We start from the raw sequence: 26,908 nt of genomic DNA, 5'->3' as shown, positions 1-26,908 counted from the left end.
GTGTTGGTCGTAGGCGGCGCGTAACTGCCGCGCGGCGTTTTGGGCCTTCGCGTAATACCGGCCGCCAAAGCGCGTGTACGCATACTCGCCCGCCAGCAGGCAGGTTTTCAGGTCATGGGGGAATTGCCCCGCCTTACTCTGCCAGCCCTGCTGCGCGCTCATCAGGCTTTCCACATACTGGCCTTTCCAGTTCGAGCCGTGATTGTAGCCGCGCAGTAACTGCGTGGTGCCCTCCACTGCAATCGGCGTCCAGATCGCATGGCCCAGTGCGTGCAACGGGATCGAGATGTCCTCGACCTGCGCACCCAAGTCTTCAAACAGCGCGGCTGCCCGGCGCACCGCCGCGTCCACATCGGCTTCGCTATTGACGTGCCCAAACCCCTCGCGCACCACGCCAATGCGTAGGCCAGCACAGCCCTTGCCCAGCGCTTGGGTATAGGCTTGGGTCGGCACGACGCGGTCCTGACGTGGGTCGAGCCCGTCAGCACCGGCCAGCACCTCCAACAGCAAGGCGTTATCAGCAAGGTTGGCGCTCATAATGCCCGCGTGGTCGAGGGTCATCTCAATCGACATGATGCCGGTGTAGGGGATCAGCCCATGGGTCGGTTTCATCCCGTAGATGCCGGAATAGGCCGCCGGAATACGAACCGAGCCACCTTGGTCTGTACCAATGCCCAGATCCACTTCGCCCGCGGCGATCAAAGCCGCGCACCCAGAAGACGAACCGCCCGTGGAGTGCCCCGGATTACGTGGGTTATGCACTGCCCCGGTGGCGTTGGTATGGCTGCTGCCCGACACGCAAAAAAACTCGCAATGGGCCTTGCCTAGAATCTGCCCGGCGGCGTCCAGTACGCGGGTGGCGACGCTGGCGTCGATATCCGGCACATAGCCGTGCAAGGTCGAGGCACCGTTCATCATCGGCACGCCAGCCAAGCAAATATTGTCTTTGAGGGCCACACGCTTACCGAGCAGCTTGCCGGTTGCCGCGCCCTGAATCTCTGTGCGCACGTACCATGCGTTGTAGGGATTGTGTTCAGGCTCTTTGCCTGACATTCGTGGGTAGCGTGGGGCCGACGGCGGGCGGGAGATAGCATCGAGGCGATCGTAATCTTGCCAGACAGCCTCAAGAATCCCGGCGTATTCATCCAGCAACGACTCAGGCACTTCTAGGCCAAGGCTGCGGCTGACATCCGTGAGGTCGGCCAAGTTAGGGCGTTGAATAGACATGACAGATTCCTTATGAATGAAAACCCATGAAGCGCTCAGCAATGGCTTCGGGGCTGGTGTGGGCCGGGTTGACCTCATCCACCAGTTGGCCGTTCTCGATGATCAGGATGCGGTCGGACAAGGCACTTAGAAACTCAATGTCCTGTTCCACCAAGATCACCGCCAAGTTGTGCTCCACGCGCAGGCGCTGAAGGGTTTCAATAATTTCGTCACAGATCGACGGCTGAATGCCCTCAGTGGGTTCATCCAGCAAAATGATTTTTGGGTCGCCGCACAGGCAACGAGCCAAAGCTAATAACTGTTGTTCACCGCCCGACAGCGCGCCGCCGGGGTGGTCGAGTAAGCGTTGCAAACGCGGGAAATACGCCAAGATGCGCTCGATGGTAGCGTCTGCACCGGCGAAGTCCTTCACGCAGCCCATGCGCAGATTTTCGCGCACGCTGAGGTACGGAAAAATCTGCCGCCCCTGAGGCACGTAGCCGATACCGGCACGAGCGCGCTGGTGTGCGGCGGCCTTGGTCAAGTCTTCGCCGGCAAACTGCAAGCTGCCGCCCATGGCCGGCAACTCGCCCATCAGCGCACGCAGTAAGGTGGTTTTGCCCATGCCGTTGCGCCCCAGTACGCCGACGCAGGTATTGGCTGCACAGTTCATGCGAATGTCTCGCAACACCGGGATGCGGCCGTAACCGGTAGATAAACCACAGACTTCAAGCATGTTTGATCTCCTGCTTGCCTAAGTACGCTTCACGCACGGCCGGGTCTTGGGTCACCTCGGCAAAGCTGCCTTGGGCCAGAATCTCGCCTTGGTTGAAGACGGTGACGATGCCAGCAATCAAACGGATAAATTCCATGTCGTGCTCGACCACCACCACGGTGCTGTGGGCATTGATTTCTTTGATCAGCGCGGCGGTTTTGCGCACTTCCTGATAAGTCATGCCAGCGGCAGGCTCGTCCAATAGCACCAACTCTGGGCGCGAGGCGAGGATCATGCCCAACTCCACCCATTGGCGTTGGCCGTGAGCCAAGTCGCCCACCAAACACGAGCGCAGGTCGACCAAGCCGATGCGTTCAAGAGTCTGCTCGGCCGTTGCCCGTGCTTCATCGGGTGCTTGGCGACGGCTGGCGGCCAAACGCAGGTTTTCCAGCACATCCAGCCCGTCGAAGACGCTAGGCGCTTGGGTCTTGATGCCGATACCGAGACGCGCCACTTGGTGCGGCGCAAGCCCGGAAATTCGCTGGCCCTTGAAGTGGCACGCGCCACGCGTGGGTTTGAGTTGGCCACTGAGCATCTTGAAAAAGGTACTTTTGCCGGCGCCGTTAGGCCCGATCAAGCAGCGCAGTTCACCGCTTTGCAGGGTGAAATCCACCGCTTTGACCGCATGCACGCCGCCGAAGCTGACGCCCAAGCCTTGAGTCTCTAGCAGGCTCATAGCGCGCGCTCCTGTGCCGAGATCACTTTGGGGCGGCGTTGAAAAACACGTCTCACAACGCTGCTCAATGCAGGCAGCAAACCACGCGGCAGGAGCATCACGAAGGCCAGTAGAATCAGACCCAGCACGAAGCCGCTGTCTACTTGCTGTTGCTCGCCCAAGCGCGCCATCAGCGCCTGAATGCCGATGCAGGCCAAGATAGGTCCGAACAACGTACCGCGCCCACCCACAATCACCCAAATGATGATCTGCGCCGACTGCGCCAGACCGAACACACCGGGGCTGACGAATGCCCCCCAGTTGGCGAACAGGCAACCCGCCAGCCCAGCAATCGCGCCGCCTAGGCTAAACACAATTAACTTGTGCAGACGCGTGTCATACCCCAGCAACCCGGCGCGTTGTTCGTTCTCGCGAATCGCTACCACCACTTTGCCGAAGCGGCTGGCGAGCAGCCAACGCAAGCCTAGGTAACACAGAATCAGCGCACCGCCGATTACTTGGAAGAGGCTCTCGGGCTCCAAAACGCGATCTGGGTCAAACGGCACATTGAGGGTTGGTATCGCCGGGATGCCGTTGAAACCGCCAAGCAATGCGCTGCCGATGTGGTACTCGGAGCCTGAAGTGGAGTTCATCACGTTGAACAAAATCAAGGTAAACGCCAGCGTAATCACGCCCAAGTACACATCGCTGATGCCACCGTAGAACATGAAATAACCCATGGCCGCCGCAACCAGCGCGGGCACCGCGATCGCCAGCAGCACCGGCCAAGTGCTATCGCCTAAATTGATGACACCGATGGCGTAGGCGTAAGCCCCCAACCCAAAAAAGGCCGCTTGACCAAAACACAAGATGCCGCCAAACCCCCAGATAAACGCTAGGCTCAGCGCCAACAAGGCCATCACCAAGTAGATGGTCAGCGAAAGCAAAGTAAACAGGTCCAACCACTGCGGCAGGACCGCCACCAGCACGGCGGCCAAGGCGCAGCCGAGCACGGGCAACAGCGTACGGATATCAATAGGCATTAGAACGCCCTCCGAAAGAAACGACCGGTAATGCCTTGGGGCAGGATCCGAATCAACACAATAGCCGCCAACAACAACGCCACTTCACCGAACACCGGGGTGCTGAAGAACGTCACCACTTGGCTGATCACGCCAAAACCGCTGGCGGCGCTCAACGTCCCGGTGATCACTGCGCTGCCGCCCCCGATCACGGTGATAAACGCCTTGGCGATGTAACTCGCGCCCAGGGTGGGTATCACGCCTGTGAGCGGTGCCAGCACGGCACCGCCCAAACCGGCAAGCGCCGCGCCGAGGCCAAAGGTCAGGCTATAGATGCGCCCGGGGTTTGCCCCCAGGGCGGCGGCCATTTTGGCGTTTTGCATGGTGGCGCGAGCGCACAGCCCAAAGTGGGTAAACCGCAGCAGCGCCCACATGCCCAACAGCACGGCCACCGCCACACCGATCACAAACAAACCGTAACCGCTGGTTTGATACGCGCCGAGGGTGATCCCCGGCAGTGGCGAACTGATGCCCACCGTTGTGTTACCAAACAGCATCGTTGCGGCCCCTGTCAGCGCCAGGCTCAGCCCCCAGGTGGCGAGCATGGTGTCGATCATGCGCCCGTACAGATGGCGCACCAGCAGACGCTCCACCAACATGCCGAACACCCCCACGCTCAGGGGTGCCAACACCAGAATTGAAATCCAAATGGGCACGTGCAGGTGATGGGTGGCGAGCACAGCGACATAACCGCCGAGCATCATGAATTCACCGTGGGCCAGGTTGATGATTTTCATCATCCCGAACACCACCGCCAAACCGATGCTCAGTAGCACCAGCGTGGCGATGGCACCCACAATTTGCAGGGAAAAAATGGCAGCCCAATCCATGTCCGTCTCCTTACAGCGCGAGGCTGTATTGTTTGGCGTCACGTGGATTTTTCACCAAGTCGCACACTGCGGCGGTGTCCGAAGGCGCTTGCTGAACAAAGCTCTGGACCACTTCCAAACGACGGTCGCGGACCTCAGCGATGTGCACATCGAGTACGCAGTGATGGGTGGCCGGATCCACGCTGACCTTGCCGCTAGGCAGGTCTAGGCTGATGCCTTTTTCCAGCGCCTCAATGACCGCCATGCGCTCGACCGTCCCGGCCTGACGCACACCTTCGGCCCACAGCATCATGCCTTGGTAAGCGCCCATCGCCAGTTCGGTGATGTAGGGGTAGTTCGCGCCAAAGCGCTGGTGGAAGCGTTCGACAAATGCCTGATTCTGAGGCGTGGCCAGCTCTTGCACATAGTTCTGGCAAATCAAGATGCCGTTGCTTTCTTCGGGCGAGAGCACAATGTGCTCGTTGCCACCTGCGAACGTTGTGGAGGCAATCGGTAACTTGCCGGTCATGCCTGCGGCTTTCCATTGGCGATAGAACGACATGTGCGCGCCGCCCACCAGCGCCGACCAGACGAAATCTGGCTTGGCTTCTTGGATCTTCGAGATGGTCGCGCCGAAGTTAGTCACGTCCAACGGGAAAAACTCAATGCCCACGCTTTGCCCGCCCGCCTGCTCCACGTACTTCTTGACCCACGCCGTTACGATCTGTCCGTAGTTGTAATCGGCGGCTACGATGTAGACCTTCTTGCCCCACTTTTGAGTGACATGCGACACCAGCTTCTCGACGGTCTGCCCGGGGGTAACGCCGGTGCCAAAGAAGTTACGGTCACACACGCCGCCTTCGTACTGGTTGTTGTAGAAATATAGCGTTTTGTAGCGATCCAGCACTGGCCGCACCACTTCGCGCGAGGCCGAAGTAATACCGGCGTGCACCACCGCAGCGCGGTCTTTGAGCGCGGCCTGTTGCGCGTATTGCGCGTAGAGCTGCATGTTGGACTGAGTGTCGTACTTAATCAGGTTCAGTGGGCGCCCGAGCAAGCCGCCCGCGCTGTTGAGTTCTTCAACCGCAAACGTCAGGGCGTCGACGATGGGTTTGCCGTAAATGTCTAAGCCACCAGAGTTGTCGTAGAGCGACGCAATATTGATCGCGTCCTCAGCAGCAAACGCCGAGAAGCTCTTCAAGCTCAAGGCAGACATAGCTGCCGCAGAAATAGCGGACGTACGCAAGAAAGCACGACGATTCATAGCCATTTGAGAAATTCCTGGAATCCAGATCCGCACCGCAATGGCAGCTAAGCTCAAGCGACCCAAAGGGAGGCCAGCGGCGATAGAGGAACAAAGGTCTGGTAGAAATACAGGCGGGGGGAAAGAAGAGCCTGATTTCACATACCGACGACGCTGTCGGCTGGAGGTGTGAGTCGCTTCACTTGGAGACAGCAGCCGCATCGTTGAGGCTGAGTCACCCACCATCTGATGGGGGAAACGAACACCGCTAGAGGCGGCTATGTATCGAAAGCAAGTTTTAGACCAAAATCTATCCAGCTGATTTAAAAGGGTTTTTAATAAACCCAACCGCGTGGTGCGCGCTAAAAAATGTCACCTGGGTAGAATCTACGCACTTAGCGCACACGTTTGGAGCGTAGGCGATGCTGTCGAGGTTCTGAAACTTACGAAGTATGCGCCCGTGCAGCGATACCTCGTAAGCCCGTGAAAATACCGCCTATTGGGTCGGGTACAGCCCCCCCTCGACCATTCGAGACACTGCCACGTGTAAGCGTTTCAACAACGCTTCAACCGCTTCACCGGACTCTGGGTTTAAGGGTTCATGCATCAAAATGACTTCGCTCGTATTGCATGCGGCCGCTAAGTCTCGAGCACCTACTGTGGCTAATGAGCCATTGATTCGATGTAAGTAACTGACCAGTTTTGAGGTATTAGACGCTCGCAAGGCCGCCTCCGCTTGGGCCAAGTCTTCTTGCATGGTCGCGATAAACAGCCGGTGCATGGCAGGCGAAAGCGTAATCCAGCCGTCTAAGTCGTCGGGGCTAGTTGCTAGGTTTGGAATACCTTCTGCAGCCAAGTTCGCCAACTCCGATTGCTTGCAATAAGCGGATAACGTTTGGCGTAGGGTTTTCAGGCTTAAGGGCTTGACCAGCCAGGCGCTCATCCCGGCAGCAAGGCAATGCTCGCCCTCTTCGCGCATGGCATTGGCGGTCACACCGATAATAGGGATGTCGGCGTTAAGCTCGCGTAGGCGCTGAGTCAGTCGATAGCCATCGAGCTTAGGCATGTTGACGTCGGTAATCACCAAATCAAACGCCCCTTCGTGCCAACGCAACAAGGCTTGCAGGCCGTCCTCGGCTAACGTTACCTGGACACCAAGCGCTTGTAATTGCTCTTTTAGAAGCTCGCGATTAACCGGGTTGTCCTCCGCCACCAGCACACTCAACCCCATGCTGGAGACCGGCTGAGAAACACTGGCTATCTGTTGCGAAGCAGTGCCTTGGGACACTTGCATCAAGGTTCTGGCAATGGCTCGAATGTCATAGCCATTAACCTCCCAACCTCGCGCTGTGGGCTGCGGCTGGCTGCTGCCGGTGTCCGTCGCAATGACGCACGCCCCCGGCCAAGTCTGTGCAAGTGAGAGATCGGGATCGACCTCCAGTAAGATCGCCGTCTCGTCTTTAGCCCCTGCGGGCGGGAGAAGCTGCGCACGCGCGCCCCAGTGGTTAAGCCAGTCGATCAGGCTTTCGGCCAGGTCCTTGAGCGGAGCGCGCACATAAACGTTGATGCCTTCAAGGTCAATTTCCGAGCTGTTATCCAACGAGCCCGCGACAATAGGTAGGTCGATGTGCAGCGAGAAGCTGCTGCCTAATCCGGGTTCGCTGACGACGCGTAAGTGAGCCCCCATCATTTCACTGAGTTTGGCGCAGATAGATAAACCCAGCCCCGCGCCACCCGCTCGTTCGCTCCCGGCCACTTGGGAAAAAGGCTTAAACAGGTGGGACAGTTGCTGCTCGCTGATCCCGACGCCGGTATCGGTGACTTGCCAGTGTAAAGACACGTGATCGTTAGCAGCACGTGCGACTTTCAGCCTGAGGACGACACGGCCAGCGTCTGTGAACTTGATTGCGTTGCCCAGCAAGTTGTTAATGATTTGCCGCAGGCGAGCGGCATCTCCATACACAAGGGGCGGTAGAGAAGCGTCAGCACAGCTGTATAGTTTCAGACCTTTGCTGCTTGCCGCTGCGGCATAACTGCGTGCGGCGTCTTCAAGCACATCCAAGGGGCTGAAGGCATTAAGTTGGAGCGCCATTTGCCCGGACTCGATTTTCGACACATCCAGTACATCACTGATGAGTTGAAAAAGCACCGCCGAGGAGCGCTGAATGGTCTGCAAGTATTCATGCTGGCGCTTGCTGAGCGCGGTGAGCTCCAACAACTCAATATTGCCCAGCATCCCGTACAGAGGCGTGCGGATTTCGTGGCTCATGGTGGCCAGAAACATGGTCTTGGCTTTACTCGCTTCGTCTGCCGAGCGACGCGCTTGCTCCATCATGTTGGCTGCCTCGACATGCCGGGTGATGTCGTTAAAGCCGCAGAGCACGACGTCACTGCCTTTGTAGCGAGTGAATGCAAAACTCACCTGAAGGTAACGACCGGCAACTTCAAGCTGATGCTCACCCAAATCGCTGTTGGCGTAATCGCGCTTGACCAGCGCAATCAGCTCAGGCGTGCCTTGCCATTGCTGGGCACGCTGATTCTCCAGTAAAACGACGCCAGAGCCACGTTGTACTACACACAAGCCCACAGGTGCGCTGTCCAACATGACCCGGTTAAACTCTTCGCTTTCAGCCAATGACTGGTTGGCGCGCTGGGCGGGTTGAATGATCTGCGAGCGATACCAGCGATTGACGCGCCAGCCAATCAACGCAAATAGCAAGATCAGACCCACTGTGCCCAGCAGTGACCACTTAGCGTAACCAAAGAAGTTCTGGTAACTGATGGTGTACAAACCGGTCCAGGGGGCCGGCCCACCCGAGCTCAATTTAAAATGCAAACCGTCAGGCTCAAAGCTCAGACCCAACGGCAACGTTTGCACATGCGTATCGCTACCGAGCAGTACCTCACCGTCCGGCGAAATCAAGGTCAAACGGCTGTTGCTAGGTCGCATCAGCAACCGCTCAAGATCACTGATATCACTGACGTCCAAGAGGGCCGTCAGAATGATCGAATGGTTATCTCCAGATGCCGGTAAAAAACGCTGAGAAAGGTCGATACCAATAGCACCCACAATGTACTTGCGCTTTTGAATAAGGCCCACCGGGGCTTTCATCCATTGCAATTGATTGTTCCCAAGCAACTGGCGCCGCTCTATCAGCTGGTCATAAAGCCGTTTGGTGACATCAAAAAAATTGTACTTTTGCAGCAATGGAAACTTGCGAGCACCGTCAATCCCAGGCACTGCGATTGTGAACTGATTGGTAGGCGAAAAGATAAAGACTTGTGGCCCCGCGTAAGGAGAGTCCGACCAGTAGGCCGCAAAAAGATCGGTTATCTGCACCCCAAACGAGTTCACTCCTGCCATTTCAGCTGAGGTGAACTGATCGCGCTGGCTGACCGTAAACGGTAGAGATTTGGCTGTATCTCGATTTTGAAATAAGCGCTCCCCGTCTTGGCGCATGAGCTCGATATGAGATCGCGGCTTACTGTTCGTCAACAAGTCATCACTGTCTTGGCTGTAGCTCTGTGCTGCGTCGCGTAAGAAATCTTCATGCTCATGAACGCTTTCCATGAGCCGTGCAAAGTGAAAGTCGATCTTCTCGCCCTCCTCCTTCAACACCCGGTTAACCGCCCAATAACTCATGCTCACCAACAACAAAGCCAGCCCGGTTAGCACCAGCAGCAGGTTGTTGAGTCTGAGAGAGCTCAGTGCCAGTGCACCGATACGTACTTTTGCTTGCTTCATGAGAGAGCCTGTCAGGGGCATTACAGCCCAAAAATGTTGTGCGGCTTAGAACAGGAATCGTCTGATGGGGGTTACCTCCCGATCATTGCATCCTGTGCGTCACCTGCTGCGGCCAGCCGTTAACAGGGGGAACTATTAAAAATGGATATGACACATAACTTTTGTAGAGGGTATCTCTCATGTTTCAAACAGTTGGCAAATTCACGGCACTGTGCGGTTCAACCCTGCTGATCGCGATGGCAGCAGCGACTGCGCAAGCCGCTGATGGTCAAGTCGAGTTCACCGGTGTGATCAACGATAACGCCTGCACCATCAACAGTGAAAGCGTTAAGAAATCGGTTGATATGGGCCAAGTCCGTATCGCTGACTTCGCGAACACGGTTGGCGCGACTGCCGGTGAGACTCCGTTCTCGATCTCTCTGGAAAACTGCAGCGGTTCGACCCTGAAAAACGCTTCCATCAAATTCAGCGGCCAACAAGCTGCAACCGACGCGACCGTACTGGGTATGGTCGGCTCTAACCAAGTCAAAGGCTTGGGTATCCAAATCGCCGACGCACGTACTGGCGACAAACTGCCGTTGAACACCGCCAGCACCGATTACGTGCTGCGCCCTCAATCCAACACCTTCGACTTCACAGCGTCCTACGTACGTCTGGTTGCTGACACCCAAGGTGCTGAAGGCGCTCCAGATACCCGCGGTATCGGTACCGGTACCGTCAACGCGCTGGCTACCTTCGACGTTACCTACAAGTAACGCGTGTTTTTTAACGCAAGAGCTCGTGGCTTAACACGGGCTCTAGCGTTGAACAGAGGACATTTTAATGCGTTTAAAAGTTGCGGCCTTTTTGGCCTTGGCAGCAGGTTTTTGGCTGCCGCACGTTCAAGCGGGCGTTAATGTGGGCGCCACCCGGGTGATTTACCAAAGTAAGGAAAAGGAAGCCAACCTTTCACTTTCCAACTCTGGCGAAGACGGCGTGCCCTACTTGGTGCAGTCATGGGTCAGCCCTTACGACAACCCAGACGACAGCGCGGATGAATTTATCATCACCCCGCCTTTGTTCCGTCTGGACGCCAAAGGCCAGAACATCCTGCGCATCATTGCTACCGATGTGCAAAAACTGCCAACCGATAAAGAAAGCCTGTTTTTCCTGAACGTTAAAGCGATCCCGGCCAAGAGCAGCGAGCAAAGCAATCAGAACGTTTTACAGATTGCGCTCAAAACCACCATCAAACTGTTTTATCGCCCCGCCGGCCTGCAAGGTTCTCTTGAAGATGCGGTGAAAAATCTGCAATGGCGCGCTGATGGCGGGAAATTAACCGTCCAAAACCCATCAGGTTTTAACGTGGTCGTCAGTGATTTGCTGATTAACAACACGGCCAGCAAAGGCATGCCCGAGGTGATCAAACCCGGCAGTACCGTTACCACGGCGATACCGCTGAAAAACAGCGACACGCTGGAGCTCACCTACATCAACGAATACGGCAGCACCGTCAAAGCAACACCCGTCACCCTTCATTAATCCCTGAACGTTTAGCCGAATAGAAGGACCACCTCATGTTGCGAGAGCGCATGTGCGCCTTCGCGCGCCAAGTAAAAAACTGGAGCAGCGTTAGCCTGAGTGCAGTCGGTCTCACTGCGACCGCCGTGCATGCCGATTACAGCTTCGACTCCTCTTTTTTGGAAATTGGCGGCGGCAACACTTCTGCCGAAGTGGCCGAACAAGTTAAAGCCATGAGCCAAGGCCAACTGCCGGGCATTTACCGCGTCGATCTGTCAGTGGATGACCGTCTGATCGAACAACGGGACATGAACTTTATTCGCGAGACTGCCAGCCAGGTATCAACACCTAATGGCCTGTTCCCCTGCTTCAGCCTTCAGGCTCTGACCGAGTTAGGTATTGAGCCCGCGCGCCTAAAAGACGCCGATATCAGTAGCGACAACTGCGTCTACTTCAACCGCGAACTGACCGGCATCACTTACGACTATGACTTCAATAAGCAGCAGTTGAACCTGCAAGTGCCGCAGGCATTTATTGGCGAGGTGCCTTTCGAGATCCGTCGTAAGCACTGGAATAACGGCGAGCAGGTCGCGTTTGCCAATTACAATTTTTCCGGGAGCAACTACGACAACCAGACTGGCAGCCGACAGTCCCAGTTCGGCAGTGTCCACAGCGGGTTTAACAGTGGGGCTTGGCGCTTTCGTAACTTCTCGACGTGGCAAAAAGGCACCAACGTCGATGGCAACTGGAAATCGGTAGACACCTACGTCCAGCGCGATCTGGGCAACCTGATGGCCATTGCCACAGTCGGTGAAAGCTCAACTGACAGTGATTTGTTCGACACAATTTCCTACCGTGGCGCGAGTATTGCCACTGACCTAGACATGCTGCCCGATGATGCGCGCAACTTTGCCCCAGTTATCCGAGGTGTGGCCAACGGCCGCTCACTGGTCACCTTGCGCCAGCGCGGCTACGTCATCAGCGAACAGTGGGTACCGTCCGGGCCATTTGCCCTTAAAGGCCTGTACTCGACCTCGAGCAACGGTGACATTGAAGTCACCGTCGAGGGCCCTAATGGCGAGCGCCAAGTGTATGTCCAGTCGTTCTCGTCGGTGCCGTACATGCTGCGCGAAGGCCAGCAAAGCTACAGCGTGACGGCGGGCCAATATCGCCCAGCAGATGGAACCCTGAACGCGCAGAAACCGAGTTTTTTTCAGGGCACCTACCGCCGTGGGCTGTCGGAAGGCACCACCCTGTTTGGCGGCAGCATCGTCAGTGATCAGTACAAATCGGCACTCTTGGGTTTCGCCCATGACTTCGCCGGTTTCGGTGCTATTTCGCTGGACGTGACCCACGCCATCAGCGATGACATCGGCACTGACTCCAAAACGCTGTCGGGCCAGTCGTATCGCTTTCGCTACTCCAAATCCATCGACATCACCGACACAAGCTTCAGCCTGGTGGGTTATCGCTACTCCACTAGCGGTTACTACAGCTTTAACGAAGCCATTGATGCGCGCGCCAATAACACGCTGACGCCCTATGTCGATGACACTTTAATCAACAGCGGTGCTTTTTCGCCTTACTTAGGTGGCCATATGAAAAGCAGTTTTACCGCTAACGTCTCGCAACAACTGGGTGGCTATGGCGGCATGTACGCCAACCTGACCAAAACCGATTATTGGAACCGCTCCCAAAGCAATACCTCTATTCAAGTGGGCTACAGCTTCAGTGTCGGCCGCGCTTCGTACAACTTGGGCTTAGCGCAGAACAGCGGCACTGGCGATGACATTCGTAGCCTGTCGTTGAGTGTCAGCATTCCGTTAGGCAGCCCAGGCAGCAGTAACCGTATTGGCTTGAGCACGAACCAAGACTCGGCCGGTAATGCCAGCCGTAACGCGACCTTCAGCGGCTCGCACTTCCAAGACGACTCGCTGGCTTACACCCTGGGTGTTAACCAACAGATCTCTGACGACGATCGTGTGCTCGGCAGCTCGATAGCGGCCCGTTACAACGCGGCGAATGCTATTTGGCATGGTTCTTACAACCGCGATCAAAACACCCGCCAATCGGACTACGGGGTAGAAGGCGCGGTCGTGGCCACTCGCGACACCGTGATGTTTACCCAGCCATTAGGCGAGACCAACATTATTGTCGCCACACCCGGTGCCGCAGACGTCGGCGTGCTGACCAAAAGTGGGATCAAAACCAACAGCAGTGGCTACACGGTGATTCCATCCGCCCAGCCTTACCGCAAAAACAAAGTGTCGCTTAATACCGACTCGTTATCGGACAACACCGATATCGCGAATCTGGTTCAGGAGGTCACGCCTAATCGTGGCGCCTTCGTGCTGGCCAATTTTGAAACCCATAACGGCCGTCGCCTGTTGATCAGTGTCAGCGCCAGCGATGGCAAGCCAGCCCCATTTGCAGCCGAATCTCAGCTGTTTGACCTAAATGGCGTGTTGCTGAGCACGGCCATGGTGGCAGACAAAGGTCGGGTATTTATGACGGGCGTGCCAGACAAAGCGCGACTGCAAATCAACGTTAACGGTCAGCCGTGGTGCTCCAAAGCTTTGGATCTGAGTGCCTATGACCTTTCAGAAACGGGCATCGGACAACTGCACATCCGTTGCGATGCCAAGCTGGCAACGCCAGCAGACACTCAAGGTACACCTGATGCATGACGCCCTAGATCTACCTCATCGCCCACGCTGGATAAAAGGCAGCTTGCTCCTGCTTTCCATGCTCCTCATGTTTGCCAGCCAGCATGCGTTTGCCTTGATTGAAAACAACCTCAGCTGCACGCAAACGGGGACGACTGGCACTATTGACCTAGGTGATCTGCCACCAGGGCAAGCGTTTACCGCCAATATGACGGCCAATTGCCGAGTCACGCGTTGGTATCCCTATGGTGCGTCGCTACAGCACACCCAGGCCTATACCCAAGGCAGCGGCAACAAGCTTCGGGTGTTCCATACGAACTCGGGCTTGTTGGTGCCTGAGCAGCCTATCGGCACCGCGAGTACCGTGTGCATGCCGAGGAGTTGTGTTCAGTTGTTCGTGGGCGACACCTTCTCTTACAACGTCCAGCTTTTAGGTACAGCCTCCGTTACACCCGGCACTTACATGATCAGAGTGTCGCTGACTGACACCTCCATCCGGGGTTATGAAGCCTGGGGCGACTACCTTCAGACCGTGTATGTCAGGTACCGGGTTGTCCAACCCGCTTGCTCCTTGGGCTCACCCAAAACCATGAACCTGTCTTTTGGCTCGCTCAGCAGCAACGACTTCTCCTCTGCCCAGCAAGTGGCCAACGTCACGATGAACTGCATCACCGGGAACATCCGAGCCTCGGCGACTCTGGTGCCAACCCAAGCGGCGATCAGTGGTAGCCCGGGGGTGTCCGCGACCACCTTGGCCGGGCTGTCGATGGCCGCGACATGGGCTGATATCAACTACCCCGTAAACTTCAATGTTCCGCGTTGGTACACCCTGAATACAGGCGCCAACACGATTAGTTTGGGCTTTCGCCCGCAATTGAATACCAGCGTTATGCCGACCGGTAACTTCACCAGTCAATACACGCTCAATATCACCTATCCCTGATCTCAACTAGGAGCCCGACCATGAAATTTCGCTTATCGTTGGCCGCGGCATTGCTGGGTGGTTTGGTCTGCACATCCATCAACGCAGCCACCGACACCGTCACCGTGAATGTCAGCGGCACGCTCACCCGACCGCCTTGCACATTGACCAGCAGCAAAGCACTGACCGTTAACTTTGGCACGATGCGCGCTGACCAAACGGCAGCGGCACCGGTGGTAAACATCCCCGTCACCCTGAACTGCCCGGCCAACTCGGCACTGAGCATCAGCGTAAAAGCCCACAGTGTATTCCAAGGCTCAACCACTCAAGCTTATGCAGGGAAGGACAATTTGGCCTACCTGATGTACTGGAACAGCGATAACTCGGCCGTCAACGTAACAGGCGTAAAACGCACCCTGACCAACCAAAGCGGCACCGTCGATTTGAGTATGAGAGCCAAACTGACTGCACTGGCACCCGTCACCGAGGGGGCGTTCAGCGCCTCTAGCGTCATCAGTATTGAATACTTGTAAGCGCGTGCACCCGCCGATCCTACTTAGGAACTGAACATGAATAAACAACTGATAGCTCTCTCATTGCTGGGCCTGTTCGCATCTAACACAGCGCTTGCGGCCAGTGACAGCAGCACACTCACCGTCAAAGGCACGCTGACCCGTCCGCCCTGCACACTGACCAGTAATAAAGTGCTGACCGCGGACTTTGGCAGCCTGCGTTATGACCAAGTAGACACCGCTGCGCAAATCGACGTTCCGGTAACCCTGACCTGCCCAGCCAACTCAGTGCTCAATATCAGTGTCACGGCCTCTTCTGCGCTGTCGGATACGGTGGCGTCTGCCGGTAGAGCGAATCTTGGGTATTCACTGCTGTGGAAAAGTGACAATTCGCTCATCAACATCAAGGGAACAAAGCGAAACCTGAGCAACCTCAATGGGACGGTTGACCTGAGCATGAAGGCAAAACTAGTGGCGCAAGGCGCATTGTCCGAAGGCGATTTCTCGGCCTCCGCCATCATTAATATCGACTACTTGTGAAATGAACATGACCGCCAGAATCAGCCTACGGCTATCACTGCTGGCTGCACTCTTTATGAGCTTTAGTTCCTCAAACTGCGCAGCAGACGCCCCAGCACTGGATATCAAGGGCACGCTGATAAAACCACCCTGCACGGCCAGTTTTCCGGCGTCGCAAAGCGTGGAGATTCCTAAGGCGAACCTTAATTCGTTGCGCTCGGACATCACCGAGTGGACCGATGTGGACCTTAGTTTTCAGTGCATCAAAGGCAGCCAAGTGCTGCTGAGGTTTAGCGCGGGCAATGGCGCCTATGACAGCAGTACCTTGCGTACCACCCTCGACAAACTGGGCTTGAAAACACGCCTTAGCGACACCACCCGTGTGGCCAAGCTGCTGGATTTGAAGTGGGGTGAGCAGTTGAGTTTTCCGGTTGAAGACACGTTGTTACAGCTCAAGCTCTCGGTCAGACCGGTGAAGACGGCTGATGAACTGCCCGCCATCGGCAGTTACAGCTCAACGTTGTTGATGGAAATTATTTATCTGTAAATCAGGCAAATAAATTGGCCTTGATGCACAGAATCAACAACGCTTGATCACTGTCGACATTCAATTTGCGCATGCTAGAAATTTTCAGGGTGCTGATGGTTTTAATGCTGCGATTCAGGCTTTGCGCCACTTCACTCACGCTTAGGCCTGAGGCAAACAAACGCAACACTTCAAACTCCTTGACCGACAACTGACTGAGCCGCTGCGAGATCTCATCGGTGTCGGCACTCGTATCGCCTTCAAGCGGATCAAGCTGGTAGTGGCCCTCTCGATAAAACGCATCCAGCGCCACCAGAATTTGCTCCAGCCCCGCGTTCTTAGAAATCACACCGCTGATGCCCAACTCATACAGCCAGGTCAAAATTTGCGGGTTGGAAATAACCGTAAGAATCAACACCCGCGGCTCGGGAAAATGTCGACGCAAGTACTCAACCAACCGGGTTCCGTCGCCGTACTGCTCGTCCCCCGGCATGTTGTAATCGGTGATGATGACGTCAGGGCTAAGCTGCGACACTTTAGCGATCAGCTCTGACGAGCTCATTGCCTCACCCACGACCTTGAACCGCGGGTCGCGCTCAATAATTTCGCGCACGCCCATCAACACAATCGGATGATCGTCGGCCAATAAGACCCTCATTTGCGGCATGACGTAGTGATCTCCAAACCTGAAAAAAAACGCAGTGGACAGCCACTAAAACCTTAAGACTCGAAGGGGTCGGCTTTGATGCAGTAAGTGAGCAACGCATGATCGTTGAGCACTTCCAGTTTGTGCATGGCCGAGATTTTCTGAGTACTCACGGTTTTAACGCTGCGATTCAACAGCCGAGCAATCTCGCCCACACTGTTACCGGCTACAAACAGCCTTAACACTTCGACTTCGCGTGGCGAAAGATTGGAAAAGCGCTCATCAATGACTTTTACGTTAGCCACTACGGAGAGGGGTTGATCCATAGGCGTGGTATAGGCCCGGCCATTGCTCAAGGCATTCAGGGCTTTGCCGATTTCTTCGTGGATGTGATTTTTGGCGATGACCCCCGCCACCCCCATTTCCAATAGCCGCGAAATAATCAACTGATTGCTGACCATGGTCAGCACCAAGATTTTCACCGCCCCAAAATGCTTAATGATGTATTCAATTAAGGGCAAACCATCACCGTAAGTTTCATCACCGGGCATGTTGAAATCGGTGATCACCACCTCCGGCTGATGCAACATCAATAGATCAATCAATTGCGAAGAATTTAGCGCCTCACCGACCAAGCTGAAACGCTCATCACGTTGAATCACCTCGCGCAGGCCGACCAGTACCACCGGATGATCATCGGCAATTACTACCTTTAATTCGCGCATTGCCTAGCTCCACATTAATGACCACTGCTGTCTATACCGCCGAGTGCCTTCAACACGAGCTACCTACTCTCCCAGCCAACCGAGCGAGCGAACACTGATTAAGGCTGAACAAAAGTACGTACCACGAACCTGGAGTGTATTAACGGCCATGAAAACCGGCTAAAGCCCCCAGCCCGTTAGCCTGCAAAAAGCGATGATCCTTTGATTCCCTGAGCCGTTTTGCGGAGTGTTATCTGAATACAAAGAGTTCAACGAAAGATAGTAGTCTCATGATTGGCTGTCAGCTAGCTCGATGATGGCTTGGAGCTATCCTCGAACAAAAGAGTTTCAAAATCAGCGGACGACACCGCCCCGCAGATCAAAAAACCCTGTGCTTGGTCGCAGCCGATACGGCGAAGAAAGGCCAGCTCTGCCTGAGTTTCGACACCTTCGGCGACCACCGTCAGACCCAGTTTTTGACTTAACTCGACCAGGCTGCGTAAGGCTGAGGCCAAGTTTTCGTTCTCGACACAGCCATGCACCAGCGAACGGTCTATCTTGAGTTCACTAAAAGGGGTCGAGACTAAATTGAAGTAAGAGCTAAACCCTTTACCAAAATCATCTTGCGCCAAGCCAAACCCCATCATGCGTAACCGACACGCGCCTGCGTAGTAATTGCTGAGTTCTTCTGTGATGGAGCTTTCCATCAGCTCGAACACGATGCTGCGCGGCTCAGCGCCATCGGCTATCACGAAGTCGCGTAGGCGATCAGCCAAGTCGTGGTCATCCAGTAAATGCGTTGGCAAATTAATTGAAACCGGGATATCCCAACCTTGCTGCCGCCATTCTCTTTGCGCTTGCAGCGTTTTCTCTAGCATCAGCCATAACAGCTGCTCTTCTAGGCCCTGCTCTATCAACAGCGATAGAAAGTCTTTGGGTAACAACACACCGGCTTGCGGATGAACCCAACGGACCAGCGCTTCTGCGCTGAGGATAGTGCCGTTGCGTAACGACTTTTTAGGTTGAAACCACGCTTGGATCTGGCCACTGTCCATTGCCCGCACAATGCTCTGCGGGTCAACGTCAATGGCCAGCGTGGGGTCGATTTCACCGTTCATGCGAAAAATCGCCATCCGCTCTTTCAAGCGCACTACCGCATTGAACTCCACCGGCTTGGAGATCAAACCGACCACCGACATACCCAAATTTTTGGCGGCAAGGCCCGCACTGATTAACATCCGGCGCGACGAGGCACTCATTAAGGCCAAAGCAGGCCGCTTTTTCAGGGCGGCAATTTTCTGGATCAATTGCACCCCGTCCATAACGGGCATCAGTAAGTCGGTCAGTAGCAAGTCATAGTCATGCCGCATCAGGCTGGCCAACGCTTCATCTCCATCCCACACGGTGTCAACTTCAAAGCCGCCCACCTCACTGAACACATTCAGTAAATACTCATGCTGAAAAGGATGATCCTCAACGACCAAGACACGATAGGGCTTCACTGGACCCTCCTTTAGAAGTGTTGAAGACAGTTGTATAAGGAGTGCAGCGTAAAAGGCTTGATCAAGCAGTGATCCATTCCAGCGCTCAGGCAGCGCTCACTCTCATCGCGCATGGCATTGGCTGTCGCGCCAATAATGGGCAGCGTCACGTTCATGGCCCTCAACTGGGCTGCGAGCTCATAGCCGTTCATTCGGGGCATGTTGACGTCGGTCAGCACCAGATCGAAGCGTCCTTCTTGCCACTGCCCCAAGGCTTCCAAGCCATCACAGGCCAAGGTCACTGAGCAGCCAAGCTCTTCGAGTTGATCGCGCAAAATCAGCTGGTTAATCACATTGTCTTCTGCCACCAGAATTCGCAGATCCAGTTTCAAATCCGGTTCACGGGCGCCAGCATCACTGGGTTTGTTAATGCGCATGCCTTGTGCGTGACACAGTGCTTGGTACACGCCGCGCACACTATTGATATCGGCATGCCAACTGTTGTTGCCCAGATCAAGCGGCACGGTCATGTCGCTGGCGGCAACCACCACCGGCCCCGCCCAATCAGGCTCCAGCCGTTGCAGGGCAGAGCCTGGATGCAACTCCAACAGAACGGCATGATCGGCTGTCTCGCCAGGTTTTGGCGCACCTAACTGAGCCCGCGCGCCCCAACGGCGTAGCCAGCCGCAATAGCACTCGGCCAGTTCACGCAGGGGCGATACCACGTAAATAACCTCAGGGGATAACTCGCCCAGTGGGTGGGAATGCATAGGTTCACGCACCTGCTCCAAGGGCAAATACAGGGTAAAACTACTGCCCAGCCCCGGCTCGCTCACCACGCGCATGCTGCCGTTCATTAGGTGCATGAGGCGATTGCAGATGGACAACCCCAACCCGGTACCCGCCACGACATTTTTAGCGGATTCAATTTGATAAAAAGGTTCGAACAACCGCGCTTGTTCTTCATGCGCGATACCTTTGCCGGTGTCCGAGACCTGCCAATGCAGCATGACGCGCTCATCATCACGGCTGTCCATTTTGAGGCGCAGGACGATTTTTCCGTTTTCGGTAAATTTAAGCGCGTTATTGAGCAAGTTATTCAAAATTTGCCGAATGCGCGTGACGTCCCCGCTGAGCCATTCGGGCACGGTCGAGTCGATCATGGCGAACAGTTGCAGCCCCTTGGCTTGAGCTGCACCGCTGTAGCCTTGGACCACTTCTTCGATCAGCTCCATAGGGCTGAAGGTGTTAAGTTCCAACTGCAACTGCCCGGCCTCAATACGCGACACATCAAGCACATCGCAAATCAACTGCAACAAATTGCCAGAAGAACGCTCGATGGCCCTGAGGTAGTTGTTTTGTTGCTCATTGAGTTCAGTCCGCGCCAGCAGTTCGAGCGTGCCAAGCACGCCATACAACGGGGTGCGGATTTCATGGCTCATGGTCGCCAAAAACAGAGTCTTGGCTTCATTGGCCCGATCTGCCAACTCGCGCGCGCGCTCCAGTGTGACCTCGATCTGCTTACGCGCACTGATGTCACTGAACGCGCAAATCAGTACGTCTTGCCCGTTGTAACGGGTCGGCGCAAAAGCCAGGTACAGAAGACGGCCATCCTCCATTTCGATTTCATCGCTGTTGCGCCCCTCATGTTCTTCAAAGGCACGATAAATCCAACCGTGGCAAAGTCTGCTGAGTTCAGTGCCTTTGCCCAGCCATTGTTGTGAGAGCGAGTTTTCCAGCACCACAGCGCCATCTACCCGGCGAATCACGCATAAAGCGACGGGGGCAACTTGCAGCACGGCGCGGTTAAAGGCCTCACTCTCGATCAGCGCTTGTATACGCTTTTCGCCCGGTGTGATCAGCCGACGATCAAAGCGCACGATGAGCAGGCGCAACCCAATGCACACCGCGATAACCAACAGCACGCACACCAGCAACGGCCAGCCCAACACCGGGAGTAAGGATTTAATATCGACGGCATAAACGATTTGCCAGCCTGAATACCCCAGCTGTTTGCGGATGGCCAAGCTTTCGGGGATCCACCCTGAGCCGATAAAGCCAAAGGCATTTCTGGGTTCAAGCCGGTGCAGTGATTCGACCAACGTGGACTGTGCCGCATTAGTGAAAATGATCTGCCCTTGGCCGTCCAGCAACATAAAATCGCCAGCACTTTCACTGCGCAACGCTTCGACAAGGTCTGGTACCTCGACTTCAATGCCTAGCCAGCCAGACGCTACGTCGCGGGAATCGAGCCGGGTGAATAGATAGAAAGGTGAATCCAATACCTTGCTGTCCGTCAGCCACAGGTCATCGCCCACTATAAAGTGTTTGCTGCCCTCATCTTCCAAGCGCTGCAACACCATCTTGGGCAAGGGGCCTAGAGTGTGTGACGCGTCAAACAGGCGCACGACTTTAGGGTCTTCCGTTTGCGGCACATAGAGCAGATTGACTTTGCTCTCGCGCAGATACTCCAGCATCCGCTGGGTCAACCAGATGCTCCAGTGACCCGACTCGCTGCTTAGACGGATGTTCATTTCTTCTTGGGGATCAACGCTGATAAAAGCGTCTTTGCCGGTTTTATCAGGCACCGCTGATAACACCAGACTCTTGAGCAGGGTCTGACGGCTGACAAAAAAATCCTGAGCGTTGAATACCGCTTCGTTCATAACACTGCGGCGCAGCGAGACTTCTTGATTAAAGACGGCACGCAGATAAACGAACGAGCCCGCCAAAACAGCGGCTATCAAGCCATAAGCAAATACATTAAGAATTTTTCGAGCGGCTTTGGGGGTGGTTTTCATGCTGCAAGGCTGACGCTTGAGCTTTATGAAAATAATCAGACGATTCCTGAAACCACCGGCAGGCCGACCATTCTGTGAACTGGAGCAAAATCTGATGTTTTGCTCCAGGGATCAGTCGTTTAGCGTGATGCCGGACGCAACGCGCTCAAATCCATACGCCCTTCTTTGAGCGGCGGGCACCAGTAATAGCCGCCGGTCAACGGGCGGCTGAAGCTGTAGAGGGAGTCGACGATGCCGTCTTCCATGCCGCTCATGCGCCGCAGTTGAACTTCAAAGGCGTTCAAGTTGCGGCTGAACGAGACGAACATCAACCCCGACTTGCCGTTTTCGATCCACGGCATGGAGCGGCGCACGGTGAAGGCTTGCGGGGTGAAGCTTTCTTGGGCGGTGCGTTTGACGTGGGCCGATTCTGGGGCGTCGTCCAGTTCTTCGTTGTCGCTGAGGCGGCGGCCAATCATGTTGTCTTGATCGGCTTGCGGGTAGGCTGCAAAACCATTGAGGTCATGCTGCCACTGTTGCACGGCAACAAAAGACCCGCCGTCTAGACCGGGGCCCGCGTTGGTCACGATGGCCGCGTCAATGGCGGCTTGATCCAACGGGTTTTCGGTACCGTCTTCGTAGCCGGTGAGGTCGCGATCGGTGTTGTAGAGGAAACCCTCGGTCGCTTGCAGCAGGTTAAAGGCTGACGCCAGCGCTTTTTCAATCGCCACGCTGCGATGCAACAGTTCACCGCGATCATTGCCCCACAACCACAGCCACAGCGCGTGCTGGGTCGATGGGTTTTCAACCACGGCATTCAGTGCCGGGAACACTCGCAACCCCGGGACTTTTGCGCCCAAGGCCAATACCAGCGGCGAACCGAAGCCAGCCACAACGCTTTTGCCATCAACCCACTGCGACAAGGCGTCGAGTGCAGCCGGTAGCGCTTCTACAGACTTGAGTGAGAAAAACAGATAGCGCGCCTGTGAAGGCACCGGTTTGGCGAGGATGCCAGGCTGGTAAAGACTCATAGAAACTCCTTCAGAAAGACCGGAGTTTACTACGTTGAGTACTTTTCTTACGCGCACTTATGCCGCTACTCACAAGCAAAAGGCTGTTAAGGGAACGCGCAGCCCGAAGCTGCGCGTGTGCGTACTACTCGCTAGGGGGCCTTATCGCCGCAGTGGCAGCCGCTTGAGGTGGTGCACGCTTGGCCTTTGGGGTGATGGTCGGCACATGCCTGGCAGCAATAATGCTTACCGTCGCGCTCAACCCCGTGACTACCGACTTTGCAGTTACAACTTGGACAATCACACGTGTGCTCTTTCATTTTCAACTCCATGTGGTCAGGTCGTTTCAAAGCGACGAGCGTGTCGCTTACAAGCAGTGACTGTAGCCGCTAAGGTAGAGTTCAAAGGTCAGCCTATCGGAAATCTTTTGAAATTCATTTACTGTAGCCGCCCGCCCCGCTGCCAAGCCGTGTACCTGAGCGCTCGCGCAGCCAATGGGCATCCAATAATCATAAGAAATTTGAGGTACTGACATGGCCGCTGAGATGACAGACAGTCGTTCTGCCCGCTTTGCTCTGCGCTGTTCCAACTTCGCCGAACGCTGGTTTCCCGACTCTTGGGTATTTGCCGCCGTTGCAGTGATCGTCGTCGCACTCGCCACATTGTTAATGGGCGCCAAACCCACCGATGCCGCGAAGGCGTTTGGTGATGGGTTTTGGAGCCTGATTCCGTTCACCATGCAAATGGCCTTCGTGGTGATTGGCGGTTACGTGGTCGCCAGTTCGCCACCGGCGGTCAAACTGATCGACAAACTGGCTTTGGTGCCCAAAAACGGTCGTCAGGCGGTGTGCTGGGTAGCGCTTATTTCGATGGTCGCCTCGCTGCTCAACTGGGGACTGTCACTGGTGTTTGGCGGGCTGTTGGTTCGCGCTTTGGCCCGCCGTACTAACCTACGCATGGATTACCGTGCGGCGGGGGCAGCGGCTTATTTAGGGTTGGGCGCGGTGTGGGCGCTGGGGTTGTCGTCGTCTGCAGCGCAGTTGCAGGCCAACCCGGCCAGCTTGCCGCCTTCGATTTTGGCGATAACCGGGGTCATCCCGTTCACAGAAACCATCTTCCTGTGGCAGTCCGGCGTAATGCTAGCCGCGCTGGTGGTGGTGTCATTGATCGTCGCATACGCCACAGCTCCCGGCCCGGATTCGGCGCGTGACGCGGCGGCCTGCGGCGTTGACCCGAGCTTCAACACGCCAAAATTGCCACCGCGTACACGCCCCGGCGAGTGGCTCGAATACAGCCCGCTGTTAACTATTTTGCTGGTGCTACTGGCTGCGGGTTGGCTGTTTCACGAGTTCTCCACCAAGCCTGCAATCAGCGCTATTTCGGGCCTCAACACCTACAACTTCTTATTCCTGATGCTCGGCGCGCTATTGCACTGGCGCCCTCGTAGTTTTCTGAACGCCGTGGCCAGTGCCGTGCCGACCACCACCGGGGTGATGATTCAGTTCCCGTTGTATGGCTCGATTGCTGCGCTGATGACAGTGGTTCAAGGCACCGACGGGCAGACCCTGGCGCATCACATCTCGACCTTTTTCGTGCAGATCGCCTCTCACGACACCTATGCCGTATTGATGGGCGTGTACTCGGCGATTTTGGGCTTTTTCATTCCGTCGGGCGGCGGCAAATGGATTATCGAAGCGCCTTACGTGATGCAAGTCGCCAATGACCTGCAATACCACCTCGGCTGGGCGGTGCAGATCTACAACGCGGCCGAAGCCTTGCCCAACCTAATCAACCCGTTCTACATGCTGCCGCTGCTGGGCGTGCTGGGGTTAAAGGCGCGGGACTTGATCGGCTTTTCGTTTGTGCAGCTATTAGTGCATACGCCGCTGGTATTGGTGTTGCTGTGGGCGTTGGGGACGACGCTGACCTACACGCCGCCCGTGATGCCGTAAAGCACTGCTCCAAAATAAGTTCCCACCCGAGAGGCAATAGCTTAAAGGTGGGAATACGAATAATGAGTCACTCGTCTGGTGCGAGTTTATTGAACATCCAATTCAAAAACCTGCACTTCATCCTTATCCCACATACACACATAGCCATATAGACCGTCCGAACTGAACCCAATACCCACAGGCGTACCGTCGAGTTCGAGTGTTTGAACAAATTTATGAGTAGAAGGATCCAAAATCGAAATGGAGCCTTTACCACGGGGATTTATAGCGCCAAAATTTGATACATAAATCCATCCTGTAACGGGATTGATTTTAACTTTCCCCGGGCGTACCCCCACTTCAATTGTGACGATGTCTTCGTATGTCTTCAGATTAATCACAGAAATATTATTTGAATCCATATTAGCGACATAGGCATGAGTTCCCGCTGCGTTTATCGCAATAGCTCTCGGATGGGTCCCAACCTTGATAACTTGGTCAGTGAATATTAACGTCTCGGCATCGACAACTTCGATAATCCTGATTTCATCCGTCGCGAAAGAGCACACATAGAGGTAGCGCTTACCCCCAGGTGTTTGAGAGGGGTTACCACAGGCAATGCCTTGCAAGGCCAATTCAGCATCAAAAACCACCGTATTTTTGTAATCATTTTCGACATCGTAGCGACCGACTTGGCTTGAAATCCCATTATCCCCACAGATATAGAGCTCCTTCCCGTCATGACTTAGCGCCAATGAGTCAGGCCCGACTACGGTGTCATAGAAAGATACTTTTTTATCGCTAGCAACATCAATCACGGCCATTGAGTCATTGCCATTACCAATCGCGTAGACTTTTCCTTCACTGGTGTCATGTAGCAGATCACGCACATTTCTCACTGTATTAATGGCAGCCCCCACGACCTCATTAATATTGGTATCAATAACACTTACAGCTATAGATTCACTACGACTTACATACACTTCACTCCCAACACCCACTGCACCCCACGGACTGTCACCCACAGGAATGCTCTTAATAAAACTCGCTCTCTTTACTGACTTTTTAGACGCGCTTGATGTACTCACAGACATCCTCCAGACACTAATACTGTTCTGACAAAAAGACATCTAAGCATATCGAACTCAAGCACGTAACTGTCAGAACTACCAGTTCTACTGCATTCATTATTCGGCAGGTAGATTGGTTCTGAATAACATCGAATTGAAAATCAAAATATAGCTATATTCATCCTTCAAAAACTAAAAGCCTGTAAGGTGTGAACTTACAGGCTTTTAGTCAAACCTTACACCTCGCCCAGTGGGCGCAGGCGGTATTGCGGTGGCAGTTGATCAAGCCCGCTGATGGTGGTGTCGAGGCTTTTCCAGCGGCCATCTTTGATGCCATAGATGCAACCGTGTACCGACAACTTCTGCCCGCGGTGCCAAGCATTTTGCACAATGGTAGTGTGCCCAACATTGGCCACTTGCTGGATCACGTTCAACTCGCACAGGCGGTCAACGCGCTCTTCTTCGGTAGGCAGTTGCGCCAGCACTTCGCGGTTTTCGTAGTACAGGTCGCGGATCGAGCGCAACCAGCCGTCAATCAGGCCGTATTGCTGGTTTTGCATAGAGGCACGCACCCCGCCACAGCCATAGTGGCCGGTGACCAGAATGTGTTTGACCTTCAATACATCGACCGCGTACTGAATCACCGACAGGCAGTTCAGGTCGGTGTGCAACACAACATTGGCCACGTTACGGTGCACAAACAGGTCACCCGGCAACATACCGACGATCTCGTTGGCCGGTACGCGTGCATCCGAACAACCAATCCATAGGTATTCCGGCGTTTGCTGGCGGGCCAACTTGGCGAAGAAATCAGGATCTTCCTGCTTGATCGCATCGGCCCAGCGCTCGTTGTTATCAATCAGATCTTGTAGTTCGTTCATGCGGTAAACCTCGAGAGTTGATGCGCAAGTTTGACTCCCGACCGCTGGCCGAGGTCACGTGGAGTCTGCGTTTTAAATCCATCGGTCCATTAGGTGGAATCTTCAACCGTGGCTACAGTCCATCGTAATAAGCCGCCACAGTATGAGGAATGATCATGTCTGATTCACGTCGCCCTTATGGGGCAGAACAACCCGCCGAGATCGACGACCTTGAAGACCGCTCGGGTTCGGTCGGGCCGTTGAAC

At 55.1% G+C, this 26,908-nt stretch carries 23 protein-coding genes; 8 read left to right on the top strand and 15 right to left on the bottom strand.

Features of this window, described 5'->3' with window-relative positions:
- From AQS70_RS17460 to AQS70_RS17430, 7 genes are all read right to left on the bottom strand, one after another.
- Positions 1-1,227, bottom strand: a 1,227-nt coding sequence (locus AQS70_RS17460; RefSeq protein WP_055104009.1) for an amidase, incomplete at its 3' end; no start/stop codon positions are given.
- A 10-nt stretch (positions 1,228-1,237) separates the two neighbouring features.
- Complete coding sequence (locus AQS70_RS17455) at positions 1,238-1,942, bottom strand: ABC transporter ATP-binding protein (RefSeq protein ID WP_055104008.1); 705 nt, start codon at positions 1,940-1,942, stop codon at positions 1,238-1,240.
- Entirely contained in the window at positions 1,935-2,657 is a 723-nt protein-coding gene (locus AQS70_RS17450) for an ATP-binding cassette domain-containing protein (protein ID WP_055104007.1), read from the bottom strand. Before AQS70_RS17450 ends, AQS70_RS17455 begins: the two co-directional genes overlap by 8 nt.
- The gene (locus tag AQS70_RS17445) at positions 2,654-3,679 is read right to left on the bottom strand and encodes an ABC transporter permease subunit (protein ID WP_055104006.1); all 1,026 of its coding nucleotides are present in this window, start codon (positions 3,677-3,679) and stop codon (positions 2,654-2,656) included. The genes AQS70_RS17450 and AQS70_RS17445 overlap by 4 nt, the downstream gene beginning before the upstream one ends.
- Positions 3,679-4,548, bottom strand: a complete 870-nt coding sequence (locus tag AQS70_RS17440) for an ABC transporter permease subunit (protein ID WP_055104005.1) — start codon at positions 4,546-4,548, stop codon at positions 3,679-3,681. Before AQS70_RS17440 ends, AQS70_RS17445 begins: the two co-directional genes overlap by 1 nt.
- A gap of 10 nt (positions 4,549-4,558) precedes the next feature.
- Positions 4,559-5,797 (bottom strand): urea ABC transporter substrate-binding protein, encoded by a 1,239-nt coding sequence (locus AQS70_RS17435; RefSeq protein WP_055104004.1) that lies wholly within the window; start codon positions 5,795-5,797, stop codon positions 4,559-4,561.
- A 469-nt stretch (positions 5,798-6,266) separates the two neighbouring features.
- The gene (locus AQS70_RS17430) at positions 6,267-9,515 is read right to left on the bottom strand and encodes a hybrid sensor histidine kinase/response regulator (RefSeq protein WP_055104003.1); all 3,249 of its coding nucleotides are present in this window, start codon (positions 9,513-9,515) and stop codon (positions 6,267-6,269) included.
- Between the two features lie 179 nt (positions 9,516-9,694).
- Here AQS70_RS17430 and AQS70_RS17425 point away from each other — a divergent pair, with 179 nt between their 5' ends.
- From AQS70_RS17425 to AQS70_RS17395, 7 genes are all read left to right on the top strand, one after another.
- Positions 9,695-10,270: a fimbrial protein gene (locus tag AQS70_RS17425; protein ID WP_055104002.1), complete on the top strand. Its 576-nt coding sequence runs from the start codon at positions 9,695-9,697 to the stop codon at positions 10,268-10,270.
- A gap of 67 nt (positions 10,271-10,337) precedes the next feature.
- Positions 10,338-11,036, top strand: coding sequence for a fimbrial biogenesis chaperone (locus AQS70_RS17420; RefSeq protein WP_055104001.1), 699 nt, complete (start codon positions 10,338-10,340; stop codon positions 11,034-11,036).
- Between the two features lie 35 nt (positions 11,037-11,071).
- On the top strand, positions 11,072-13,702 hold the full coding sequence (locus AQS70_RS17415) for a fimbria/pilus outer membrane usher protein (RefSeq protein ID WP_055104000.1): 2,631 nt from the start codon (positions 11,072-11,074) through the stop codon (positions 13,700-13,702).
- Positions 13,695-14,624, top strand: coding sequence for a fimbrial protein (locus AQS70_RS17410; RefSeq protein ID WP_055103999.1), 930 nt, complete (start codon positions 13,695-13,697; stop codon positions 14,622-14,624). Before AQS70_RS17415 ends, AQS70_RS17410 begins: the two co-directional genes overlap by 8 nt.
- 20 nt (positions 14,625-14,644) lie before the next feature.
- Positions 14,645-15,136: a fimbrial protein gene (locus tag AQS70_RS17405; RefSeq protein ID WP_055103998.1), complete on the top strand. Its 492-nt coding sequence runs from the start codon at positions 14,645-14,647 to the stop codon at positions 15,134-15,136.
- 36 nt (positions 15,137-15,172) lie between these two features.
- Complete coding sequence (locus tag AQS70_RS17400; RefSeq protein ID WP_082428150.1) at positions 15,173-15,655, top strand: fimbrial protein; 483 nt, start codon at positions 15,173-15,175, stop codon at positions 15,653-15,655.
- Positions 15,656-15,662: 7 nt separating this feature from the next.
- Positions 15,663-16,181, top strand: coding sequence for a fimbrial protein (locus AQS70_RS17395; protein ID WP_241492862.1), 519 nt, complete (start codon positions 15,663-15,665; stop codon positions 16,179-16,181).
- Between the two features lies 1 nt (position 16,182).
- Here the strand turns inward: AQS70_RS17395 and AQS70_RS17390 are convergent, their stop codons facing one another.
- The 6 genes from AQS70_RS17390 to AQS70_RS23410 form a co-directional block, all read right to left on the bottom strand.
- On the bottom strand, positions 16,183-16,827 hold the full coding sequence (locus AQS70_RS17390; protein ID WP_055103995.1) for a response regulator: 645 nt from the start codon (positions 16,825-16,827) through the stop codon (positions 16,183-16,185).
- Between the two features lie 53 nt (positions 16,828-16,880).
- Positions 16,881-17,531, bottom strand: coding sequence for a response regulator (locus AQS70_RS17385; protein WP_055103994.1), 651 nt, complete (start codon positions 17,529-17,531; stop codon positions 16,881-16,883).
- 284 nt (positions 17,532-17,815) lie between these two features.
- Positions 17,816-19,012, bottom strand: coding sequence for a response regulator cyclic di-GMP phosphodiesterase PvrR (gene pvrR / locus AQS70_RS17380; RefSeq protein WP_055103993.1), 1,197 nt, complete (start codon positions 19,010-19,012; stop codon positions 17,816-17,818).
- An 11-nt stretch (positions 19,013-19,023) separates the two neighbouring features.
- Complete coding sequence (locus AQS70_RS17375; protein WP_055103992.1) at positions 19,024-21,792, bottom strand: ATP-binding protein; 2,769 nt, start codon at positions 21,790-21,792, stop codon at positions 19,024-19,026.
- Between the two features lie 119 nt (positions 21,793-21,911).
- Positions 21,912-22,802, bottom strand: coding sequence for a Dyp-type peroxidase (locus AQS70_RS17370; RefSeq protein WP_055103991.1), 891 nt, complete (start codon positions 22,800-22,802; stop codon positions 21,912-21,914).
- A gap of 131 nt (positions 22,803-22,933) precedes the next feature.
- Positions 22,934-23,101, bottom strand: a complete 168-nt coding sequence (locus AQS70_RS23410) for a metallothionein (protein WP_082428149.1) — start codon at positions 23,099-23,101, stop codon at positions 22,934-22,936.
- Positions 23,102-23,314: 213 nt separating this feature from the next.
- Here AQS70_RS23410 and AQS70_RS17365 point away from each other — a divergent pair, with 213 nt between their 5' ends.
- Entirely contained in the window at positions 23,315-24,733 is a 1,419-nt protein-coding gene (locus AQS70_RS17365) for a short-chain fatty acid transporter (RefSeq protein ID WP_055103990.1), read from the top strand.
- A gap of 86 nt (positions 24,734-24,819) precedes the next feature.
- Here the strand turns inward: AQS70_RS17365 and AQS70_RS17360 are convergent, their stop codons facing one another.
- Both AQS70_RS17360 and can read right to left on the bottom strand, forming a co-directional pair.
- Positions 24,820-25,800 (bottom strand): YncE family protein, encoded by a 981-nt coding sequence (locus AQS70_RS17360; RefSeq protein ID WP_162233911.1) that lies wholly within the window; start codon positions 25,798-25,800, stop codon positions 24,820-24,822.
- A 218-nt stretch (positions 25,801-26,018) separates the two neighbouring features.
- Positions 26,019-26,663, bottom strand: a complete 645-nt coding sequence (gene can / locus AQS70_RS17355) for a carbonate dehydratase (RefSeq protein WP_055103988.1) — start codon at positions 26,661-26,663, stop codon at positions 26,019-26,021.
- Between the last annotated feature and the right edge of the window lie 245 nt (positions 26,664-26,908).

Origin of the sequence: Pseudomonas endophytica (assembly GCF_001411475.1) — a bacterium.
GTDB lineage: Bacteria > Pseudomonadota > Gammaproteobacteria > Pseudomonadales > Pseudomonadaceae > Aquipseudomonas > Aquipseudomonas endophytica.
This window is presented reverse-complemented; position numbering and strand designations above follow the sequence as displayed.

Excerpts from the sequence above, each read along its gene's own strand:
- AQS70_RS17370 (WP_055103991.1), bottom strand. The coding sequence starts at position 22,802 with ATGAGTCTTTACCAGCCTGGCATCCTCGCCAAACCGGTGCCTTCACAG.
- AQS70_RS17420 (WP_055104001.1), top strand. The coding sequence starts at position 10,338 with ATGCGTTTAAAAGTTGCGGCCTTTTTGGCCTTGGCAGCAGGTTTTTGG.
- can (WP_055103988.1), bottom strand. The coding sequence starts at position 26,663 with ATGAACGAACTACAAGATCTGATTGATAACAACGAGCGCTGGGCCGAT.
- AQS70_RS17375 (WP_055103992.1), bottom strand. The coding sequence starts at position 21,792 with ATGAAAACCACCCCCAAAGCCGCTCGAAAAATTCTTAATGTATTTGCT.
- AQS70_RS17365 (WP_055103990.1), top strand. The coding sequence starts at position 23,315 with ATGGCCGCTGAGATGACAGACAGTCGTTCTGCCCGCTTTGCTCTGCGC.
- AQS70_RS17385 (WP_055103994.1), bottom strand. The coding sequence starts at position 17,531 with ATGCGCGAATTAAAGGTAGTAATTGCCGATGATCATCCGGTGGTACTG.
- AQS70_RS17410 (WP_055103999.1), top strand. The coding sequence starts at position 13,695 with ATGCATGACGCCCTAGATCTACCTCATCGCCCACGCTGGATAAAAGGC.
- AQS70_RS17415 (WP_055104000.1), top strand. The coding sequence starts at position 11,072 with ATGTTGCGAGAGCGCATGTGCGCCTTCGCGCGCCAAGTAAAAAACTGG.
- AQS70_RS17390 (WP_055103995.1), bottom strand. The coding sequence starts at position 16,827 with ATGCCGCAAATGAGGGTCTTATTGGCCGACGATCATCCGATTGTGTTG.
- AQS70_RS17425 (WP_055104002.1), top strand. The coding sequence starts at position 9,695 with ATGTTTCAAACAGTTGGCAAATTCACGGCACTGTGCGGTTCAACCCTG.
- AQS70_RS17430 (WP_055104003.1), bottom strand. The coding sequence starts at position 9,515 with ATGAAGCAAGCAAAAGTACGTATCGGTGCACTGGCACTGAGCTCTCTC.
- AQS70_RS17405 (WP_055103998.1), top strand. The coding sequence starts at position 14,645 with ATGAAATTTCGCTTATCGTTGGCCGCGGCATTGCTGGGTGGTTTGGTC.
- AQS70_RS17450 (WP_055104007.1), bottom strand. The coding sequence starts at position 2,657 with ATGAGCCTGCTAGAGACTCAAGGCTTGGGCGTCAGCTTCGGCGGCGTG.
- AQS70_RS23410 (WP_082428149.1), bottom strand. The coding sequence starts at position 23,101 with ATGAAAGAGCACACGTGTGATTGTCCAAGTTGTAACTGCAAAGTCGGT.
- AQS70_RS17455 (WP_055104008.1), bottom strand. The coding sequence starts at position 1,942 with ATGCTTGAAGTCTGTGGTTTATCTACCGGTTACGGCCGCATCCCGGTG.
- AQS70_RS17400 (WP_082428150.1), top strand. The coding sequence starts at position 15,173 with ATGAATAAACAACTGATAGCTCTCTCATTGCTGGGCCTGTTCGCATCT.
- AQS70_RS17435 (WP_055104004.1), bottom strand. The coding sequence starts at position 5,797 with ATGGCTATGAATCGTCGTGCTTTCTTGCGTACGTCCGCTATTTCTGCG.
- AQS70_RS17445 (WP_055104006.1), bottom strand. The coding sequence starts at position 3,679 with ATGCCTATTGATATCCGTACGCTGTTGCCCGTGCTCGGCTGCGCCTTG.
- AQS70_RS17440 (WP_055104005.1), bottom strand. The coding sequence starts at position 4,548 with ATGGATTGGGCTGCCATTTTTTCCCTGCAAATTGTGGGTGCCATCGCC.
- AQS70_RS17395 (WP_241492862.1), top strand. The coding sequence starts at position 15,663 with ATGACCGCCAGAATCAGCCTACGGCTATCACTGCTGGCTGCACTCTTT.